Origin of the sequence: Streptomyces griseus (assembly GCF_900460065.1) — a bacterium.
In the GTDB taxonomy this organism is placed as follows: Bacteria; Actinomycetota; Actinomycetes; order Streptomycetales; family Streptomycetaceae; genus Streptomyces; species Streptomyces griseus.
This window is the reverse complement of sequence record NZ_UAVD01000058.1, coordinates 54,419-73,227: the sequence shown is the minus strand read 5'-3', so window position 1 is coordinate 73,227 and position 18,809 is coordinate 54,419. Positions and strand designations below refer to the sequence as shown.

At 70.2% G+C, this 18,809-nt stretch carries 15 protein-coding genes and 1 pseudogene; 4 read left to right on the top strand and 12 right to left on the bottom strand.

What is annotated here, in order from left to right; translation table 11 throughout:
• The first annotated feature begins 129 nt into the window (after positions 1–129).
• Positions 130–1,161 carry a LacI family DNA-binding transcriptional regulator gene (locus tag DTB53_RS36420; protein ID WP_030706029.1) on the top strand — a complete coding sequence of 344 codons (1,032 nt, stop codon included), beginning with the start codon at positions 130–132 and terminating at the stop codon, positions 1,159–1,161.
• Positions 1,162–1,206: 45 nt separating this feature from the next.
• On the opposite strand, the gene prcA is transcribed toward DTB53_RS36420, so the two are convergent.
• From prcA to arc, 6 genes and pseudogenes are all read right to left on the bottom strand, one after another.
• Positions 1,207–2,019 (bottom strand): proteasome subunit alpha, encoded by an 813-nt coding sequence (gene prcA / locus DTB53_RS36415; RefSeq protein WP_012381576.1) that lies wholly within the window; start codon positions 2,017–2,019, stop codon positions 1,207–1,209.
• 49 nt (positions 2,020–2,068) lie between these two features.
• Positions 2,069–2,914, bottom strand: coding sequence for a proteasome subunit beta (gene prcB / locus DTB53_RS36410; protein ID WP_003970167.1), 846 nt, complete (start codon positions 2,912–2,914; stop codon positions 2,069–2,071).
• Positions 2,866–3,054, bottom strand: a pseudogene (locus tag DTB53_RS37855) (endonuclease domain-containing protein); the annotation flags it as partial. The gene prcB and the pseudogene DTB53_RS37855, both read right to left, overlap by 49 nt.
• Positions 3,055–3,216: 162 nt before the next feature.
• Positions 3,217–3,435, bottom strand: coding sequence for a ubiquitin-like protein Pup (locus DTB53_RS36400; RefSeq protein ID WP_003970166.1), 219 nt, complete (start codon positions 3,433–3,435; stop codon positions 3,217–3,219).
• A gap of 130 nt (positions 3,436–3,565) precedes the next feature.
• On the bottom strand, positions 3,566–5,077 hold the full coding sequence (gene dop, locus DTB53_RS36395) for a depupylase/deamidase Dop (protein WP_003970165.1): 1,512 nt from the start codon (positions 5,075–5,077) through the stop codon (positions 3,566–3,568).
• 237 nt (positions 5,078–5,314) lie between these two features.
• Positions 5,315–7,081, bottom strand: coding sequence for a proteasome ATPase (arc, locus tag DTB53_RS36390; RefSeq protein WP_003970164.1), 1,767 nt, complete (start codon positions 7,079–7,081; stop codon positions 5,315–5,317).
• 240 nt (positions 7,082–7,321) lie between these two features.
• On the opposite strand from arc, the gene DTB53_RS36385 reads away from it, so the two are divergent.
• Positions 7,322–7,633 (top strand): ferredoxin, encoded by a 312-nt coding sequence (locus tag DTB53_RS36385; RefSeq protein WP_012381575.1) that lies wholly within the window; start codon positions 7,322–7,324, stop codon positions 7,631–7,633.
• Between the two features lie 62 nt (positions 7,634–7,695).
• On the opposite strand, the gene DTB53_RS36380 is transcribed toward DTB53_RS36385, so the two are convergent.
• From DTB53_RS36380 to DTB53_RS36370, 3 genes are all read right to left on the bottom strand, one after another.
• A complete protein-coding gene (locus DTB53_RS36380) occupies positions 7,696–8,271 on the bottom strand; it encodes a hypothetical protein (protein ID WP_003970162.1) in 576 nt (191 codons plus the stop codon).
• Positions 8,272–8,466: 195 nt separating this feature from the next.
• A complete protein-coding gene (locus tag DTB53_RS36375) occupies positions 8,467–9,384 on the bottom strand; it encodes a tRNA (adenine-N1)-methyltransferase (protein ID WP_012381574.1) in 918 nt (305 codons plus the stop codon).
• 60 nt (positions 9,385–9,444) lie between these two features.
• Positions 9,445–10,695: a site-2 protease family protein gene (locus DTB53_RS36370; RefSeq protein WP_042497496.1), complete on the bottom strand. Its 1,251-nt coding sequence runs from the start codon at positions 10,693–10,695 to the stop codon at positions 9,445–9,447.
• A gap of 177 nt (positions 10,696–10,872) precedes the next feature.
• Here DTB53_RS36370 and DTB53_RS36365 point away from each other — a divergent pair, with 177 nt between their 5' ends.
• Both DTB53_RS36365 and DTB53_RS36360 read left to right on the top strand, forming a co-directional pair.
• The gene (locus DTB53_RS36365; protein WP_003970159.1) at positions 10,873–11,718 is read left to right on the top strand and encodes a RecB family exonuclease; all 846 of its coding nucleotides are present in this window, start codon (positions 10,873–10,875) and stop codon (positions 11,716–11,718) included.
• 9 nt (positions 11,719–11,727) lie between these two features.
• Positions 11,728–12,399: a response regulator gene (locus DTB53_RS36360; protein WP_003970158.1), complete on the top strand. Its 672-nt coding sequence runs from the start codon at positions 11,728–11,730 to the stop codon at positions 12,397–12,399.
• A gap of 109 nt (positions 12,400–12,508) precedes the next feature.
• Here DTB53_RS36360 and DTB53_RS36355 read toward each other — a convergent pair whose 3' ends face one another.
• From DTB53_RS36355 to metH, 3 genes are all read right to left on the bottom strand, one after another.
• Positions 12,509–14,107, bottom strand: a complete 1,599-nt coding sequence (locus DTB53_RS36355; protein WP_003970157.1) for an ABC transporter substrate-binding protein — start codon at positions 14,105–14,107, stop codon at positions 12,509–12,511.
• A 323-nt stretch (positions 14,108–14,430) separates the two neighbouring features.
• A complete protein-coding gene (locus tag DTB53_RS36350) occupies positions 14,431–15,141 on the bottom strand; it encodes an HAD family hydrolase (protein ID WP_003970156.1) in 711 nt (236 codons plus the stop codon).
• A 144-nt stretch (positions 15,142–15,285) separates the two neighbouring features.
• Entirely contained in the window at positions 15,286–18,798 is a 3,513-nt protein-coding gene (gene metH / locus DTB53_RS36345) for a methionine synthase (protein WP_003970155.1), read from the bottom strand.
• Positions 18,799–18,809: the final 11 nt, after the last annotated feature.

The window sequence follows — 18,809 nt, the reverse complement described above, 5'->3', positions numbered from 1 at the left end:
CCCTCTCCGCCCCGACCGGCTGCGCCGCCCCCGAGGTGTTACGTATAACGTCGAGGTTCATACGTACCATGTGCGCAGTTCGCGGGTCCACCTCGCGGCATGACGGAGACATCCCGCACGGAGGCACGAGTGACCAGCGCGCAGCAGCCCGTCCCCGCCCGGCCCACCAGCCGCGACGTGGCCCGGGCGGCGGGCGTCTCCCAGGCGACGGTCTCCCTGGTGCTCGGCGGGAAGTGGCCGGGCAGGGTGTCGGAGACCACGGCCCAGCGGGTGCGGGACGCCGCCGCGGAGATCGGCTACCGGCCCAATCTGGCGGCGCGCAGTCTGCGTCTCGGCCGCACCAGGACGGCGCTGCTGGTGGTGCCCGCGCTCACCAACGAGTTCTTCGCGCGGGTGTACGCCGGGGCGGCGGAGCTCGCCGCCGAGCACGGCTTCGGCGTGGTGCTCTACCCGTCGATCGACGGCACGGGCCCGGCCCGGGACCCCTTCGCCTCGGCCCGCGCCGCGCTCGACGGGGTCATCGCGTCCTCGATGGCGGCCGACGCGCTGGGCGCCCTGCACGGGGCGGACCTGCCGCTGGTGATGCTGGACAGCGATCCCTCGGACACCGGGCCCGCCGCCCATGTGAACCTCGACATCGCCGACGGAATGCGGCAGGTGACGGACCATCTGCTGGGGCTCGGCCACCGCCGTTTCCTGCATCTGGCGTCCGCCGTCGACACCTGGACGTTCGCGGTGCGCGCCGGGGCGCTGCACGACGCGCTGGGAGAGGCGGGGGACGCGACGGTGCGCACGGTGCGCGCCCCGCTGGACGTACGGGCGGGGCGCGAGGCGGCCGAGCAGGCCCTGTCGGCCCTCGGGGAGCGGCCCACCGCGATCATCTGCGACGACGACATCCTGGCCGCCGGGGCCTGCAAGGCGGCCCGCCGGCTCGGCCTGCGGGTGCCGGACGAACTGTCGGTCACCGGCTTCGACGACCTGGCGCTGGCCACCGCGCTGGAGCCGGAGCTGACCACGGTGCGGCTGCCGGCGGAGCGGGTCGGGGAACGGGGCATGGAGGCGCTGCTCGCGGTGCTGGACGGCCGCCCCGCCGAGCGGGACGGCCTGCCGGTGCGGCTCGTCGTACGCGGCTCCACGGCGCCGCCACCCGGCCGGGCATGACCGTGCCCCCGGGCCGGGACCCGGGGGCACTGTCCTGCTGCCGCGTTACTTCTCCGTCTCCTCCGTGGAGTCGGTCGTGCCGTCGGCACGGTCCGTGCCGTCCGTGCTGTCGCCGTCCTCGGTGTCGGACGGGGCGTCCGTCGGCGTGCTGCCGGCGGCCTCCGTGTCCAGCAGCCGGGCCAGCTGACGGCCGACGATCCGCTTGAACTTTCGCTGCTGGGGGCGGGTGCGGTCCAGGACCGCGACCTCCAGGCGTTCCGCGGGGATCTCCCGCTCGCCGCCGCCCGGCTCCCGCGAGAGCGCCTGGACGGCCAGCTTGAGCGCCTCGGCCAGCGTCATGCCGTCGCGGTGGCGCTGGTCGAGGAAGGTGCTGATCTGCTCGGAGTTGCCGCCGACCGCGACCGAGCCGTGCTCGTCCACGATCGAACCGTCGTGCGGCAGCCGGTAGATCTGGTCGCCCTCGGGTTCGCTGCCGACCTCGGCGACCACCAGCTCCACCTCGTACGGCTTCTCGGCCGCGCTGGAGAAGATGGTGCCGAGCGTCTGGGCGTAGACGTTGGCCAGCCCACGGGCCGTCACATCGTCCCGGTCGTAGGTGTATCCCCGCAGATCGGCGTAGCGCACGCCGCCGATGCGGAGGTTCTCGTACTCGTTGTACTTGCCGGCGGCCGCGAAGCCGATCCGGTCATAGATCTCGCTGAACTTGTGCAGTGCGCGGGACGGGTTCTCGCCGACGAACACAATGCCGTCGGCGTACTGCAGCACAACGAGGCTGCGACCACGGGCGATGCCCTTGCGGGCGTATTCCGCCCGGTCGGCCATGGCCTGCTGGGGTGAGACATAGAACGGCGTCGACACCGGCTATCCGTCCCTTTCTGTCAGTGACGCGTGCGTCGGGAGGCTGGGGTCAGAGCAGCGCGGCGCGCGGGCCGTCGGGCTGCTCGAGTCGGCGCTCCAGGATGGAGCGCGCGATCTCGGAGGACTCCTGGTCGGTCAGCCTCCGGAAGCCTTCGTCGGTGATGACGGTGACGATCGGGAAGATGCGGCGGGCCACGTCCGGGCCGCCGGTCGCCGAGTCGTCGTCCGCTGCGTCGTACAGCGCCTGCACGACGAGGGTGAGTGCCTGCTCCTCCGTCAGGTCCTCGCGGTAGAGCTTCTTCATCGCGTTGCGGGCGAAGATCGACCCGGAGCCGGTGGCCGCGTAGCCGCTCTCCTCGGTACGGCCGCCGGTGACGTCGTAGGAGAAGATGCGGCCCTTCTCGCGGTCGACGTCGTAGCCGGCGAAGAGGGGCACCACGGCGAGGCCCTGCATGGCCATCGCGAGGTTGCTGCGGATCATGGTGGAGAGGCGGTTGGCCTTGCCCTCCAGGGAGAGCTGGGCGCCCTCGACCTTCTCGAAGTGCTCCAGCTCCAGCTGGAACAGCTTGACCATCTCCACGGCCAGCCCGGCGGTGCCGGCGATGCCCACCGCGGAGTACTCGTCGGCCGGGAAGACCTTCTGCATGTCGCGCGAGGCGATCATGTTGCCCATGGTCGCGCGCCGGTCGCCGGCCAGGACCACGCCACCGGGGAAGGACGCCGAGACGATGGTCGTCCCGTGCGGCGCCTCGACGGCCCCCTGGAGCGGCGGCAGGCTCCGGTTGCCCGGGAGCATCTCGGGCGACTGGTCGGACAGGAAGTCCATGAACGAGGACGAGCCCGGCGTCAGGAAGGCAGCTGGTAGACGCCCGGTGCTACGAGTGTTGGCTTCCACGCGTTTCCCTCCAGGTATGCGATGGCCCTGCGCAAGAGAGTCAGGATCATCCCCCAACTTGCCACTGGCCGAATTGCCGTTGAAGCACGTACGCCACGGACCCTACCCGCCCGGCGGCAGTGATCCACATGTTCGGAGGGGGTTATCCGCACTGATCCGGCGGGGCCGGGAAACCGGCCCCCGGATCGGCGGGCGGGGTGACGGCACACGCCGTGGCGGACGCCGTCACCCCTACTCCCCCGTTGTCTGCGCGCAGCTCAGCGCGAGCCCCGGACAGACGCCCGGGTGTTCACACTGATGAACTACTGTCCACCCTTTTGGACGAAGGACCGCACGAAGTCCTCGGCGTTCTCTTCGAGCACGTCGTCGATCTCGTCCAGGACCGAGTCGACGTCGTCGCTCAGCTTCTCCTGGCGCTCCGCGAGGTCCTCGGACGCCTGCGCGTCCTGCGCCTGCTCCTCGACCTCCTCGGTGGAACGTGTCGCCTTCTGCTGTCCGCCGCCGGTGTCCTTGGTCGCCATGTAGCTCACCCCGCTCGGTTCGAAGCAATCGAAGCTCTTGATCAGACCCTACCCACGGGGTCCGACATTTGACCCGGTAGTTGATGCAACGCCCGCGCCTCAGGTGATTGATTCCCAGCCCGGAGGCCTTTCAGCCGCCCGACAGCACCCGGACCAGCTCCTCCGCCGTCCGGCAGCGGTCCAGCAGGTCCTTGACGTGTTCCTTCGTGCCGCGCAGCGGTTCCAGGGTGGGCACCCGTTGCAGGGAGTCGCGGTCCGGCAGGTCGAAGATCACCGAGTCCCACGAGGCCGCCGCGACGTCGTCGGCGTACTGCTCCAGGCAGCGCCCGCGGAAGTAGGCCCTGGTGTCCTCCGGGGGCTGCGTACGGGCCCTGGTGACCTCGTCCTCGTCCAGGAGGCGCTTCATCTTCCCGCGGGCCGCCAGACGGTTGTAGAGGCCCTTGTCGGGCCGTACGTCCGCGTACTGGAGGTCCACCAGGTGCAGCCGGGGCGCGTCCCAGTCCAGCGCGTCGCGGCGGCGGTAGCCCTCCATGAGCTCCCGCTTGGCGATCCAGTCCAGCTCGCCCGCCAGGCTCATCGGATCGGTCTCCAGCCGGTTGAGGGTGTCCTCCCAGCGGGTCAGGATGTCCTTGGTCTGCTCGTCGGCGTCCGTGCCGTACCGCTCGTCGACGTATTTGCGGGCGAGCTCGAAGTACTCCATCTGGAGCTGGACCGCGGTGAGCGTCCGGCCGCTGCGGAGCGTGATCAGCTCTCGCAGGTCCGGGTCGTGGGAGACCTGGTGCAGGGTCCGCACCGGCTGGTCGACCGCGAGGTCGACGGTGATGAAGGCGTCCTCGATCATGGAGAGCACCAGGGACGTGGTGCCGAGCTTGAGGTAGGTGGAGATCTCCGAGAGGTTGGCGTCGCCGATGATCACATGGAGCCGGCGGTACTTCTCGGCGTCCGAGTGCGGCTCGTCCCGGGTGTTGATGATGGGGCGCTTGAGCGTGGTCTCCAGGCCGACCTCGACCTCGAAGTAGTCGGCGCGCTGGCTGATCTGGAAGCCGTGCTCGTTGCCGTCCTGGCCGATGCCCACCCGGCCCGCGCCCGTGACGACCTGGCGCGAGACGAAGAACGGCGTCAGATGGCGCACGATGTCCGAGAACGGCGTCTCCCGCTGCATGAGGTAGTTCTCGTGCGTGCCGTAGGAGGCGCCCTTGTTGTCGGTGTTGTTCTTGTAGAGGTGGATCGGCTGTGCGCCCGGGATGGCGGCCGCCCGCTCCGCGGCCTCCGCCATGACCCGTTCGCCGGCCTTGTCCCAGAGCACCGCGTCGCGCGGATTGGTGATCTCCGGGGAGCTGTACTCGGGGTGCGCGTGGTCGACGTACAGCCGGGCGCCGTTGGTGAGGATGACATTGGCCAGGCCGATGTCCTCGTCGGTCAGCTGACTGGAGTCGGCGGTCTCCCGGGCGAGGTCGAAGCCTCGCGCGTCACGCAGCGGATTCTCCTCCTCGAAGTCCCAGCGGGCGCGACGCGCCCGGTGCATCGCCGCCGCGTAGGCGTTGACGATCTGGGACGAGGTGAGCATGGCATTGGCGTTGGGGTGGCCGGGGACGGAGATCCCGTACTCCGTCTCGATGCCCATTACTCGCCGTACGGTCATGCGGCCCTCCTTGCCCGGCGTCGGCCCCTCCGGGAGCGACGCTCAAGTACCGCTGCTGAGTCCGGTGCGTAGGTGCGATGCCCGTCACCGCACTGCGCGACTCGGCGGTACCGCAGAGCCTAGAGCGCCTCTGCGCCGGTGGGGAGATCAATTACGACTTTGTTCCGGCACGGCCGGAACGGGGGAATGAAACCGGCTGCGGAGGCCCCTGGGGGCTTCCGCAGCCGGGTCCGCGTGTTACAGGTACTGGCCGGTATTGGCCACCGTATCGATGGAACGGCCGGTGTCCGCACCCTGCTTTCCGGTGACGAGTGTGCGGATGAAGACGATCCGCTCACCCTTCTTGCCGGAAATCCTGGCCCAGTCGTCCGGGTTGGTCGTGTTCGGCAGGTCCTCGTTCTCCTTGAACTCGTCCACGCAGGCCTGCAGGAGATGAGCGACCCGCAGACCCTTCTGGCCCTGTTCCAGGAATGCCTTGATGGCCATTTTCTTTGCCCGGTCGACGATGTTCTGAATCATCGCGCCGGAGTTGAAGTCCTTGAAGTACAGGACTTCCTTGTCGCCGTTGGCGTAGGTGACCTCGAGGAAGCGGTTCTCCTCGGACTCCGTGTACATCCGCTCCACGACGGACTGGATCATGGCGTGGGCGGCGGCCTCGCGCGATCCGGTGTGCTCGGAGAGGTCGTCCGCGTGCAGCGGGAGCCCCGGGGTCAGGTACTTCGCGAAGATGTCCTTCGCCGCCTCGGCGTCCGGACGCTCGATCTTGATCTTCACATCGAGACGGCCGGGGCGCAGGATGGCGGGGTCGATCATGTCCTCGCGGTTGGAGGCGCCGATGACGATGACGTTCTCCAGGCCCTCCACCCCGTCGATCTCGGCGAGCAGCTGCGGAACGATGGTGTTCTCCACGTCCGAGCTGACGCCGCTGCCACGGGTGCGGAAGAGGGACTCCATCTCGTCGAAGAAGACGATGACGGGGGTCCCCTCGCTCGCCTTCTCCCTCGCACGCTGGAAGACCAGGCGGATGTGCCGCTCGGTCTCGCCGACGTACTTGTTGAGGAGCTCGGGGCCCTTGATATTGAGGAAGTAGCTCTTCCCCGCGGGCTGCCCGGTGACCTCGGCGACCTTCTTGGCGAGCGAATTGGCGACGGCCTTGGCGATGAGGGTCTTGCCGCAGCCGGGGGGACCGTAGAGCAGGATGCCCTTCGGCGGACGGAGCTCGTGCTCCTTGAAGAGGTCGGGGTGCAGGTAGGGAAGCTCGACCGCGTCGCGGATCAGCTCGATCTGGTCGCCCAGGCCGCCGATCTTGTCGTAGTCGATGTCCGGGACCTCTTCGAGGACGAGCTCCTCGACCTCGCTCTTGGGAACCACCTCGTAGACATAGCCCGACCTGGAGTCCAGGAGCAGGGCGTCGCCGGAGCGGATGGTGATGTCCAGCAGCGGCTCGGCGAGCCGCACCACCCGCTCCTCGTCGGTGTGCCCGACCACCAGGGCGCGCTCGCCGTCCTCCAGGATCTCCTTGAGGGTGACGATGTCCCCGGCGCGCTCGAACTGCATGGCCTCGACCACGTTGAGCGCTTCGTTGAGCATGACCTCCTGGCCACGCCGGAGGTCGTCGAGCTCGACACTGGGGCTGACGTTCACCCGGAGCTTGCGGCCCCCGGTGAAGATGTCGCAGGTGCCGTCCTCGTTGGCCTGAAGGAAGACGCCGAAGCCGGCCGGCGGCTGCGCGAGCCGGTCGACCTCCTCCTTGAGGGCCACGATCTGGTCACGCGCCTCACGGAGCGTGTTGGCGAGCCGCTCGTTCTGTGCGGACACGCCCGCCAGGTTCGTCTGCAACTCGACGATCCGCTCTTCGAGAATCCTCGTATGACGCGGAGAGTCGGCGAGCTTACGTCGCAGGACGGCGATCTCCTGCTCGAGATAGGCAACCTGGCCGGCTGGGTCCTCTGACCCTCGCGCGGGCCGGGTGCCGCGGTTGATGTCGTCGTCGTGGGCTGCCACGGTCCTCACCTCCTCCATGGGGAGCTGGACGCTTCCTGACCCTACCTGGGTGGCTGGTGATTGAAACCCCTAGATCACAAAGACTGCGGGGCGTGTCCGATCTTCACCCTTGCGCTCTCCCTCACGCCAAGGGAATACCCACCCTTCGGCACCGGAAAGCCGCCGGTTGTATCGTCGAACTGTTCAACACCCGTCAGGGCTGGCTCCAATTGGTTCAGATACGCAGGAACGGCAGGACACATGACCGTGCAGCAGGACTCGCCGGGCGACAGTGACACGCAGGACCTGGAGGTCTGGATCGATCAGGACCTCTGTACGGGCGACGGCATCTGTGTGCAGTACGCCCCCGACGTCTTCGAGCTGGACATCGACGGCCTGGCCTATGTGAAGAGCGGCGACGACGAGCTCCTGCAGGAACCGGGGGCGACCACTCCGGTGCCGCTGCCGCTGCTTCAGGACGTCGTCGATTCGGCCAAGGAGTGCCCCGGGGACTGCATCCACGTGCGGCGCGTCAAGGACAGCGTCGAGGTGTACGGACCCGACGCCGACTAGGGCGTGTTCCGAGAGGAGCGCCGTCCGCCCGGAGGGCAGGCCCGGCGGCGTCCGGAGCGCGCTCAGACGCTGCGCGCGAGGTCCCCGGAGGTACGGACGAACGCCTTCCCCTGCCACCGCCAGGAGGCCTGTTCCTCCTGGTCGGGACAGCAGCGGGGCACGTCGAGCGAGGAGTAGCCGAGCAGGGTCGCCGAGATGAGGCCGTCGCGCACGGCGAAGTCCCCGACGGTCTTCCTGTCAGCGGGGTCCACCAGGGTCGCCACGACCCGGGGCGCGGCCCCGCTGCTCCGCGTCAGGACGTAGATGCCGCCGGGCGGGGTCCCCGAGCCGGCGGCGCAGTGCACCACGGCGACGGTTTCCGGCCGCCCGTCGCCGTCGAGGTCCCCGGACGCCTTCTTCGCGACGGTCGTCCCGGCGCCGCCGCACTCCAGCGGGAACTCCACCCCTGCCGGGTCGGGAGCGGGCGCGGGAGCGCCGTGGCTCGTGGTGGCCCGCTGCTCGGTGGCGGTCGCGGTCGCGGAACGGGGCTGGAGCAGGCCGGCCAGCGCGACGACCCCGGCCATCGCCGCGGCCGTGGCGAGCCAGTGCACCGGCTTGGCGGCGGTGTGGGCGAGGTCCGGGAGCGCGGGGGTCTGCACGCGGTCTGTCTCCTGATGGTTCCTGGAAGCCCGGTGAGGGGTGGGAACACCCCGAGGGGTGGCCAGCATCGTGCCACACCTCACACCCGGGCGGAACGGCGGGGTCTCGACGGAAGGGGCCCAACGAAAAGGCGCCGCCGCGCGGTTCCCCGGTCGGTCGGGGAACCGCGCGGCGGCGTCGGCGCGTTGTGCGGGTCAGCCGCGGTCGGCGGCGGAGCCTCCGCGGCTCTGGCTGCCGGGTCCTTCGTAGTCCTCGCCGTAGGCGCCCTTGGACGGGCGGCGGCGGCGCAGCGGCGGCTCGACGCCGTCCGCGAGGCGGCGGGCGGTGACCAGGAAGCCGGTGTGGCCGATCATCCGGTGGTCGGGGCGGACGGCGAGGCCCTCCACGTGCCAGTTGCGGATCATCGACTCCCAGGGCTGCGGTTCGGCGAAGCAGCCGATCTCGCGGATGGACTCGACGGTGCGCGAGAGCTGGGTGGTGGTGGCGACGTAGGCGCAGAGGATGCCGCCGGGCAGGAGGGCCTTGGAGACGGCCTCCAGGCACTCCCAGGGGGCGAGCATGTCCAGCACGACGCGGTCGACGTCGGTGTCGGAGAGGTTGTCCTGGAGGTCGCCGACGGTCAGCTGCCAGGCCGGGTGCGGCGAGCCGAAGTAGCGCTCGACGTTCTGCTGGGCGATCTCGGCGAAGTCCTCGCGGCGCTCGTAGGAGTGCAGCATGCCCTGCTCACCGATGGCGCGCAGCAGGAAGGTGCTGAGCGAGCCGGACCCGACCCCGGCCTCCACGACGCGGGCGCCGGGGAAGATGTCGGCGAAGGCCAGGATCTGGCCCGCGTCCTTGGGGTAGACCACGGCGGCGCCGCGGGGCATGGACAGGACGTAGTCGGGGAGCAGGGGGCGCAGCGCGAGATAGGCGACGTTTCCCGTGGTGCGGACAACACTGCCCTCGGGAGCACCGATCAGCTCGTCGTGCGGGAAAGAACCCTTGTGGGTGTGGAAGTTCTTTCCGGCTTCGAGCGTGAAGGTGTAGTGGCGGCCCTTGGGGTCGGTGAGCTGTACCTGGTCCCCGACCTTGAAGGGCCCGCGTCGGCGGGCGGCACCGGTCGGTTCAGACATGTGACCAGCCTACCGGTGATTCCGGGGCCTCCTGCCGCCGCTCCCGCCGGGGCGGGGCCGTCAGGCCTCGGGGCGGGCCATGGCCTTGACGAAGGCGCGCTCGACGTCGGCGGTGGAGAGGACTCCGTAGATCTCGCCGGTCTCCTCGACGACCAGGTACTCGGTGGCGGGGGTGGCCTTGAGCCGGTCCAGGAGGGCTTCGCCGGCCAGTTCCGCGGGGACCTTCATGCCGTCGGTGAGGTCCTGGGCGAGGCCGCTGACGGCGACCCAGGGGCGGCGGTGTTCGGGGACGCCGACGATGGCGGCCTCGCGGACGACGCCCTTGGGGTTGCCCTGTCCGTCGACGACGACCAGGGCCCGGGCGCCCGCCTCGTTGGCCCGGCGCAGCGCTTCGGAGAGCGGGGTGGCGGACTCGACGGGGACGGCGCGGCGGGTGAGGGTGCGGGCCCGGAGGTCGGGCAGGTGCTCGCGGAGGCGGGCCATGCGCAGGCTGTTGCCGGCGCCGGTCCAGATGATGCCGGCGAGGATCGCGGCGAGCAGCGCGTCCATGACGGTCTCGACCCCGCCGATGTCCTGGGCGCTACCGCCGAGGGCTCCGGTGTGGGTGAGCAGCGGCAGTCCGATGAGGACGGTGACGGCGAGGCCGCGGCCGACCCAGGCGGCGGCGATGGTGCCGCTCATGGGCTTGCCGGTGATCTTCCAGACGACGGCGCGGAGCATCCGGCCGCCGTCCAGCGGCAGGCCGGGCAGCAGGTTGAAGGCGGCCACGATGAGGTTGGAGATCATCAGGCCCGCGAGCAGGACGCCGGGGACGGTGCCGGGCTCGACGAGCTGCATCGCCCCGTAGAAGACGCCGCCGAGGACCAGGGAGAGGAGCGGTCCGACGAAGGCGAGGACGAACTCGCGGCCGGGGGTCTCGCTCTCCTTCTCGATCTCCGATACGCCGCCGAAGAACTGGAGCTGGATGCGGCGGACCGGGAGTTTGTAGCGCAGGGCGGCGACGGTGTGGGCCAGCTCGTGGACGAGCACGGAGGCGTAGAAGGCGATGGCGAAGAACAGGGCGACGAGGTAGCGGGCGCCGCCCAGCTCGGGCAGCACGCGGTCGAGCTGGCCGCCGAAGACCCAGGTGATCAGCGCGGCGACGACGAACCAGCTGGGGGCGACGTAGACGGGCACGCCGAAGGGCCGGCCCATGAGCAGGCCGCCGCCCGGCTCGGCGGGACGTTTCGGCTTGCCGCTGTCGGGATCGGTGCCGGGAGCCGTTCCCCCTGCGCCGGGCTGCGGCCGCCCGCTGTCGCCGCTGTCGTCCACGGGGTCCCTTCGGTTCGGTGAGTGGCGTTGGCCACGATCATGCAGTGTGCGAGGGTCTGCCGTCGATGGTATGCCGCTCGCTGTCAGTGGCGGGCCGTAGGGTCTTGAGACATGACCTCCGTGCCGCGGCCGCCCCTGCCGCCTTCGTCCCTGTCGCCGTCGCGGGCGAGCGATTTCATGCAGTGTCCCCTGCTCTACCGCTTCCGGGTCATCGACAAGCTGCCGGAGAAGCCCAGCGAGGCGGCTACCCGCGGCACGCTGGTCCATGCGGTGCTGGAGCGCCTGTTCGACGCGCCCGCGGCCGACCGGACGGCGCCGCGGGCGCGGGCGCTCATTCCGGGCCAGTGGGACCGGCTGCTGGAGTCGAAGCCGGAGCTGAGCGATCTGTTCGCCGGGGACACCGAGGGCGAGCGGCTGACGCGGTGGCTGGGCGAGGCGGAGCGGTTGGTGGACCGGTGGTTCTCGCTGGAGGACCCGACGCGGCTGGAGCCGGCGGAGCGTGAGCTGTTCGTCGAGACGGAGCTGGAGTCGGGGCTGCGGCTGCGCGGGGTGATCGACCGGGTGGACGTCGCGCCGAGCGGCGAGGTGCGGATCGTCGACTACAAGACGGGGAAGGCGCCGCGGCCGGAGTATTCCGACGGTCCGCTGTTCCAGATGACGTTCTACGCGCTGGTGATCTGGCGGCTGAAGGGCGTGGTGCCGCGCCGGCTCCAGCTGGTCTATCTGGGCAGCGGGGACGTGCTGACGTACGACCCGGTGGTGGCGGACCTGGAGCGGGTGGAGCGCAAGCTGCTGGCCCTGTGGGACGCGATCTCGCTGGCGACGGAGACGGGGGACTGGCGGCCCCGGCCGACGAAGCTGTGCGGCTGGTGCGACCACCAGGCGGTGTGTCCGGAATTCGGCGGGACTCCCCCGGTATACCCGCTGTCGGTCCGCCCGGCGGATTCGGGCGAGGATGGCCAGGGCAGAATGGGACCGGTCCGGGCCGAGGCCGGCCGTGCCGTGGCCCTTGAGGGCCCTTAAGGAGTTCCTGTGGCGATCCGCGTCCTTCTGGTCGACGACCAGCCTCTGCTGCGCACCGGTTTCCGGATGATCCTGGAGGCCGAGGGCGATCTGGCGGTGGTCGGTGAGGCCGGTGACGGTCTGCAGGCCATCGATCAGGTGCGGGCGCTGCAGCCCGATGTGGTGCTGATGGACATCCGGATGCCGCGGATGGACGGCGTGGAGGCCACGCGCCAGATCACCGGCCCCGGGAAGGACGGCCCGGCGAAGGTGCTGGTGCTGACCACCTTCGATCTCGACGAGTACGTGGTGGAGGCGTTGCGCGCCGGGGCGAGCGGCTTCCTGCTGAAGGACGCGCCGGCGGCGGAGCTGGTGCAGGCGATCAGGGTGGTGGCGGCGGGCGAGGCGATGCTCGCGCCGAGCATCACGCGCCGGCTGCTGGACAAGTACGCGGATCATCTGCCGTCCGGCGAGGACCCGGTGCCGGACGCCCTGCACACGCTGACCGACCGCGAGGTCGAGGTGTTGAAGCTGGTGGCGCGGGGCCTGTCCAACGCGGAGATCGCGGCGGATCTCTTCGTCAGCGAGACGACGGTCAAGACGCATGTGGGCCATGTGCTCACGAAGCTGGGCCTGCGCGACCGGGTGCAGGCCGCGGTGTACGCGTACGAGAGCGGGCTGGTGCGTCCCGGCGCGCAGTAGCGGCCCCCGCCCGTACGCCGCGCGCACGGACCCGGGCACGACGGAGCCGTCCGGCCCGTCCCCACCCGATACGGGGTGGGGACGGGCCGGACGGCTTTCCGGGCGGGTCTCAGACGCTGGGCCGGTTGAGCTCCCAGAGCTGGAGTTCGGAGGTGGCGCTGACGGAGCGCTCCACCCCGGCGATCCCGTCGCGCGAGGCGACGTACTGCTTGCCCTGCCAGATCGGCAGCACCGGCACGTCGGTGGCGACGATGTCCTGGAGCTTCTCGTAGGTGGCGCCGGCGGCGGTGCGGTCGGTCTCGCGGCGGGACTGCGGGATGAGGACCTTCTGCGCCTCGCGGGACCGGTAGGGCGAGTTGAGGAAGTTGTTCGCGTCCAGGAAGGGCGCGGTGTAGTTGTCCGGGTCCGGGAAGTCGGGGAACCAGCCCATGCCGTAGGCCGCGTAGTCGCCGCGCTTCTGCTCGGGGCGGTACTGCGACCACTCCTTGCCCTGGACGGAGACGTCGAAGAGGCCCGAGCTGTTGAGCTGCCGCTGGATCGCCTTGAACTCCTCCGCGGTGGCCGGGCCGTAGTGGTCGCTGGTGTAGTGCAGGGTGAACTTCACCGGCGTCTTGATCCCGGCGTCGTCGAGGATGGCCCGGGCCTTGGCGGTGCTGGGCTCGCCGTACTTGTTGAAGAAGGCGTTGGTGTGCCCGGCGATGCTGGACGGGATCAGCGAGTAGAGCGGTTCGGCCGTGGTGCCGTACACCTTGCCCGCGATCGCTCCCCGGTCGACGATCTGCGCCATGGCCTGCCGGACGGGCTTGCTGACCACCGGGTCCTTGGTGTCGAACCCGACGTAGCTGATGGCGAGGCCGGGCAGTTCGGTGAGCTCGACGCCCTCCTCCGGCTCCACGAGCATGTCGCTCGCCTGCTGGGGCGACATCGCCCGGGTCATCAGGTGGATCTTCTCCTCGTCGAGCGCCTTGCCCATGGCCTCGGCGTCGGGGAACAGGTCCATCTCCACCCGGTCGTTGAGCACCTTGAGCTCGCCCTTGTACGAGGGGTTCTTGGTGAAGGCGATCTTGACGACCCGGCCGTCCTCGACCTGCGGCTTCATGGTGTACGGGCCGGAGCCGTTCACCTGGAAGCCGGTGCGCCCCTCCTTCGCCGGGTACTGCGCCTTCGGGACGATGCCGGCGGCGGGGGTGGCGAGCTTGTACGGGAAGGTCGCGTCGGGCGTGTTCAGGTGGAAGATCACCTGGTCGTCGCCCTTGGTCTCGATCATGTCGATGTTGGCGAGCAGTCCGACCGGGCCGCTGTCCGCGTCGATGTCGATGACGCGCTGGATGGAGTGCTTCACGTCCTCGGCGGTGACGGCCGTCCCGTCGGCGAACGTGAGGCCCGGCCGCAGCGTGCAGCGGTAGCTCTCGTTGGCGGTGTCGGTGAAGGTGCAGCTGCGCGCGGCCTCGGGCACCGGCTCGCCACCGCCGCCCGGCACCGTGGTCAGGGTCTGCACGGTCTGCCGCAGGACGTTCCAGACGCCCGCCTCGTAGCCGATGGCCGGGTCGAGCGGCGCGGGGTTCTCCTTGGAGGCCACGAGCTGGTCCGTGGTGCCGACGACGATGGCTCCGTCGCCACCGGCGCCGCTGTCCGCGCTGCCGCAGGCGGCGAGCACGGGGGCGAGCAGGCCGACGACGGCCGGCAGCACCAGGGTCTTGCGGTTCATCTGGACGTTCTCCCTCATCCCGGCGGGTGAGGAATCAAAGCTAGTAGCCGCGGGTGGTTCCTCCGACCGTCCGGCGGGCGGCCCCCGCTCCCCGGGCGACCGGATGGGGCGACATACGCTCACCATTGCGGACAGCTCATCCGATCCCGGCGGCCCACCGGAGGGTCACAGGTGAGGAAGGTCACCTGCCGCACCTCTTCACAGATGCACCCCGCAACTGATCTACATCCACAGGACGTTGCCGGAACGCACACGGGGCCGACCAGAAAATCCGCTGTTCGTTCACAAGTGCCCGGCCGGCGCGGGCGCCCGCCCCCCGCGGTTCAGCCCGTTCCGCCCGCTCGGGTGATGAGCTTGCGCAGGAAGGCGAGGTCGACCTCTTCGAGGGAGCCGACGACCACACGCCCGGCCGCCGGCGCGATCGGGGCCACGGACGGCACGGCGACGACCCGGCAGCCGGCGGCCTCGGCGGCGGCCACCCCGGTCGCGGTGTCCTCGATGACGGCGCAGCGCCAGGGGTCGGCGCCGAAGCCCGCGGCAGCGGTGAGGTAGGGCTCGGGGTGGGGCTTGGTCCGGGCGACCTCGTCCCCGGCGACGGTGAGCGCGAAGTGGTGGTGGCCCACCGAGTCCAGCACCCGGTCGATGATCCGCCGGTGGGAGGCGGAGACGAGCGCGGTGGGCACCTCGTAGGCGCCCAGCTCGGCGAGCAGCCGCTCCGCGCCCGGCATCAGCGGCACCCCGCGCTCGATGCGCTTCTCGAATCCGTCGTTGAGCAGCACCGTCAGCTCGTCCAGCCGGATGTCGGCGCCGGTGGCGTCGATGAGGTAGCCGGCGCTGCGGGTCATCGGACCGCCGACGACCACGTCGCGCCAGGCCTCTTCCAGCCGGTGCCCCAGGCCGGCGAAGACCTCCTTCTCGACCTCCCACCAGAAGCCCTCGGTATCGACCAGGGTTCCGTCCATGTCGAGAAGGACCGCCTGCAGGGCGGCGTCTTCGGCCGTGCGGGTCAAGGACGCGGGGACCGTACTGGTCATCCGGCACACCTTCCGTAAGGGACGAGAAGGCCGGCCGCCATTCCCGGAGAACGGGAGGGCGACCGGCCTGCACTGGACCGACCAGTGTACGACGTGTCGGGCCGCGGTGCGCGAAGGGCGCGAGACCGTGGGGTGAACCGGCGGCTACCGGGCGTTGAAGTACTTGGCCTCGGGGTGGTGGATGACGATGGCGTCGGTGGACTGCTCCGGGTGGAGCTGGAACTCCTCGGAGAGGTGCACACCGATCCGCTCCGGCTGGAGCAGGTCGGCGATCTTGGCCCGGTCCTCCAGGTCCGGGCACGCCCCGTAACCGAGCGAGAACCGTGCGCCGCGGTACTTCAGCGCGAACATGTCCTCGACGTCCTCGGGGTCCTCCCCGGCGAAGCCGAGCTCGCTGCGGACCCGGGCGTGCCAGTACTCGGCGAGGGCCTCGGCGAGCTGGACGGAGAGCCCGTGCAGCTCCAGGTAGTCGCGGTAGGAGTTGGCGGCGAACAATTCGGCGGTGGCCTCGCCGATCCGGGAGCCGACGGTCACGATCTGGAGGCCGATGACGTCGGTCTCACCGGACTCCTCGGGGCGGAAGAAGTCGGCGAGGCAGAGGCGGCGGCCGCGGCGCTGGCGCGGGAAGGTGAAGCGGGTGCGCTCGGAGCCGTCCTCGTGGAGGAGGACCAGGTCGTCGCCCTTGGAGACGCAGGGGAAGTAGCCGTAGACGACGGCCGCCTCCAGGAGGTTGTTGGACTGGAGGTGGTCGAGCCAGCCGCGCAGGTGCGGTCGTCCCTCGGTCTCCACCAGCTCCTCGTACGTCGGTCCGTCGCCGGTCCGGGCCTGCTTGAGGCCCCACTGCCCCTTGAACAGGGCGCCCTCGTCGAGCCAGGAGGCGTAGTCCTTGAGCGGGATGCCCTTGATGACGCGGGTGCCACGGAACGGCGGCTCGGGGATCGGGTTGGTGGTGGAGACGTCCGAGCGCACCGAACCCTCGGGCTCCTCGACCTCCAGCACCGCCACGTCCTTCTTGGGGACCCGGCGCTGCTTCAGCTCGGGCAGGGCCGCGCCCGGCACCCCCCGCTTGACGCCGATGAGCGCGTCCATGAGGCGCAGCCCCTCGAAGGCGTCCCGGGCGTAGCGGACCTCGCCCTCGTAGATCTCGTGCAAGTCCTGCTCGACGTAGGCCCTGGTCAGCGCGGCGCCACCGAGGATGACCGGGAAGTCGGCGGCCATCTTGCGCTGGTTGAGCTCCTGGAGGTTCTCCTTCATGATCACGGTCGACTTCACCAGGAGACCGGACATGCCGATGACGTCGGCGCGGTGCTCCTCGGCGGCTTCCAGGATCGCGGAGACGGGCTGCTTGATGCCGAGGTTGACGACGTTGTAGCCGTTGTTGGAGAGGATGATGTCGACGAGGTTCTTGCCGATGTCGTGGACGTCGCCGCGGACGGTGGCGAGCACGATGGTGCCCTTGCCCTCGTCGTCGGACTTCTCCATGTGCGGCTCCAGGTGGGCCACCGCGCTCTTCATGACCTCGGCGGACTGGAGGACGAACGGCAGCTGCATCTGGCCGGAGCCGAACAGCTCGCCGACGACCTTCATGCCTTCCAGCAGCGTGTTGTTGACGATGTCGAGGGCGGGGGTGTCCTGGAGGGCCTCGTCGAGGTCGGCCTCCAGGCCGTTCTTCTCGCCGTCGATGATGCGGCGCTGGAGCCGCTCGTCCAGCGGGAGGGCCATCAGCTCCTCGGCCTTGCCCGCCTTCATCGACTTCATGTTGACGCCCTCGAACAGCTCCATGAGCTTCTGGAGGGGGTCGTAGCCCTCGGCGCGGCGGTCGTAGATCAGGTCGAGGGCGACCTTGACCTGCTCCTCCTCCAGCCGGGCGATCGGCAGGATCTTCGAGGCGTGCACGATCGCGGAGTCCAGGCCCGCCTTGACGCACTCGTCGAGGAAGACGGAGTTCAGCACGACGCGGGCGGCCGGGTTGAGGCCGAAGGAGATGTTGGAGAGGCCCAGCGTGGTCTGGACGTCGGGGTGGCGCTTCTTCAGCTCGCGGATGGCCCCGATGGTGGCGATGCCGTCGCCGCGGGACTCCTCCTGGCCGGTGCAGATGGTGAAGGTCAGGGTGTCGATGAGGATGTCGGACTCGCGGATGGACCAGTTGGCGGTGAGGTCCTCGATCAGCCGCTCGGCGATGGCGACCTTGTTCTCGACGGTGCGGGCCTGGCCCTCCTCGTCGATCGTGAGGGCGATCAGCGCGGCGCCGTGCTCGGCGGCCAGGGCGCTGACCTGCGCGAAGCGGGACTCGGGGCCGTCGCCGTCCTCGTAGTTCACCGAGTTCAGCACGGCCCGGCCGCCGAGCTTCTCCAGGCCCGCGCGGAGCACGGGCAGCTCGGTGGAGTCCAGCACGATCGGCAGGGTGGAGGCGGTCGCGAAGCGGCCGGCCAGCTCGGCCATGTCGGCGACGCCGTCGCGGCCCACGTAGTCGACGCAGAGGTCGAGCATGTGCGCGCCCTCGCGGATCTGGTCGCGGGCCATCTCCACGCAGTCGTCCCAGCGGGCCTCCAGCATGGCCTCGCGGAACTTCTTGGAGCCGTTGGCGTTGGTGCGCTCCCCGATCGCCAGGTAGGCGGTGTCCTGCCGGAAGGGGATGGTCTGGTAGAGGGAGGCCGCGCCGGGCTCGGGGCGCGGGTCGCGCTCGGTGGGTGTCAGCTCGCGGGCGCGGTCGACGACGGCCCGCAGGTGCTCCGGGGTCGTGCCGCAGCAGCCGCCGATGAGAGAGAGGCCGTAGTCCCGGACGAAGTTCTCCTGGGAGTCGGCGAGACCGTCGGGGCCGAGCGGGAAGTGCGCGCCGTCCTTGGTGAGGACGGGCAGACCGGCGTTGGGCATGCACATCAGCGGCGTACGGGAGTGGCGGGCGAGGTAGCGCAGGTGCTCGCTCATCTCGTCCGGGCCGGTCGAGCAGTTCAGGCCGATCAGGTCGATGCCCAGCGGCTCCAGGGCGGTCAGGGCGGCGCCGATCTCGGAGCCCAGCAGCATGACGCCGGTGGTCTCGAAGGCGAGGGAGCAGATCAGGGGCACGTGGACGCCGAGGGCGTCCATCGCCCGGCGCGCGCCGATGATGCTGGACTTCGTCTGGAGCAGGTCCTGGGTGGTCTCGACGATCAGGGCGTCGGAGCCGCCCGTGAGGAGGCCTTCGGCGTTCTTCTGGTAGCCGTCGCGCAGGACGTCGTAGGCGATGTGGCCGAGCGAGGGCAGCTTGGTGCCGGGGCCGATCGAGCCGAGGACCCAGCGCTGGCGGCCGTCCTTCGCGCCGAACTCGTCGGCGACCTCGCGGGCGATGCGAGCGCCGGACTCGGAGAGCTCGAAGATGCGGTCGGCGATCTCGTACTCGTTGGCGGCGGAGTGGTTCGCGCCGAAGGTGTTGGTCTCGACGCAGTCGACGCCGACCGCGAAGTACTCCTCGTGGACCGAGCGCACGATGTCGGGCCGGGTGATGTTCAGGATCTCGTTGCAGCCTTCGAGGTTCTCGAAGTCCTCCAGCGTGGGGTCCTGTGCCTGGAGCATGGTGCCCATCGCCCCGTCGGCCACCACCACGCGGGTGGCGAGTGCCTCTCGGAGCGCGTCTGCGCGGGTCCGGCTGTCGGCGGCGGATGTCGGCAACGAGGCCATGGATGATCTCC

Bases quoted from the DNA above. Each gene is read 5' to 3' on its own strand.
- metH (WP_003970155.1), bottom strand. From the start codon at position 18,798: ATGGCCTCGTTGCCGACATCCGCCGCCGACAGCCGGACCCGCGCAGAC.
- DTB53_RS36350 (WP_003970156.1), bottom strand. From the start codon at position 15,141: ATGACCAGTACGGTCCCCGCGTCCTTGACCCGCACGGCCGAAGACGCC.
- dop (WP_003970165.1), bottom strand. From the start codon at position 5,077: ATGACCGTACGGCGAGTAATGGGCATCGAGACGGAGTACGGGATCTCC.
- DTB53_RS36355 (WP_003970157.1), bottom strand. From the start codon at position 14,107: ATGAACCGCAAGACCCTGGTGCTGCCGGCCGTCGTCGGCCTGCTCGCC.
- DTB53_RS36365 (WP_003970159.1), top strand. From the start codon at position 10,873: ATGCAGTGTCCCCTGCTCTACCGCTTCCGGGTCATCGACAAGCTGCCG.
- DTB53_RS36385 (WP_012381575.1), top strand. From the start codon at position 7,322: ATGACCGTGCAGCAGGACTCGCCGGGCGACAGTGACACGCAGGACCTG.
- DTB53_RS36375 (WP_012381574.1), bottom strand. From the start codon at position 9,384: ATGTCTGAACCGACCGGTGCCGCCCGCCGACGCGGGCCCTTCAAGGTC.
- DTB53_RS36400 (WP_003970166.1), bottom strand. From the start codon at position 3,435: ATGGCGACCAAGGACACCGGCGGCGGACAGCAGAAGGCGACACGTTCC.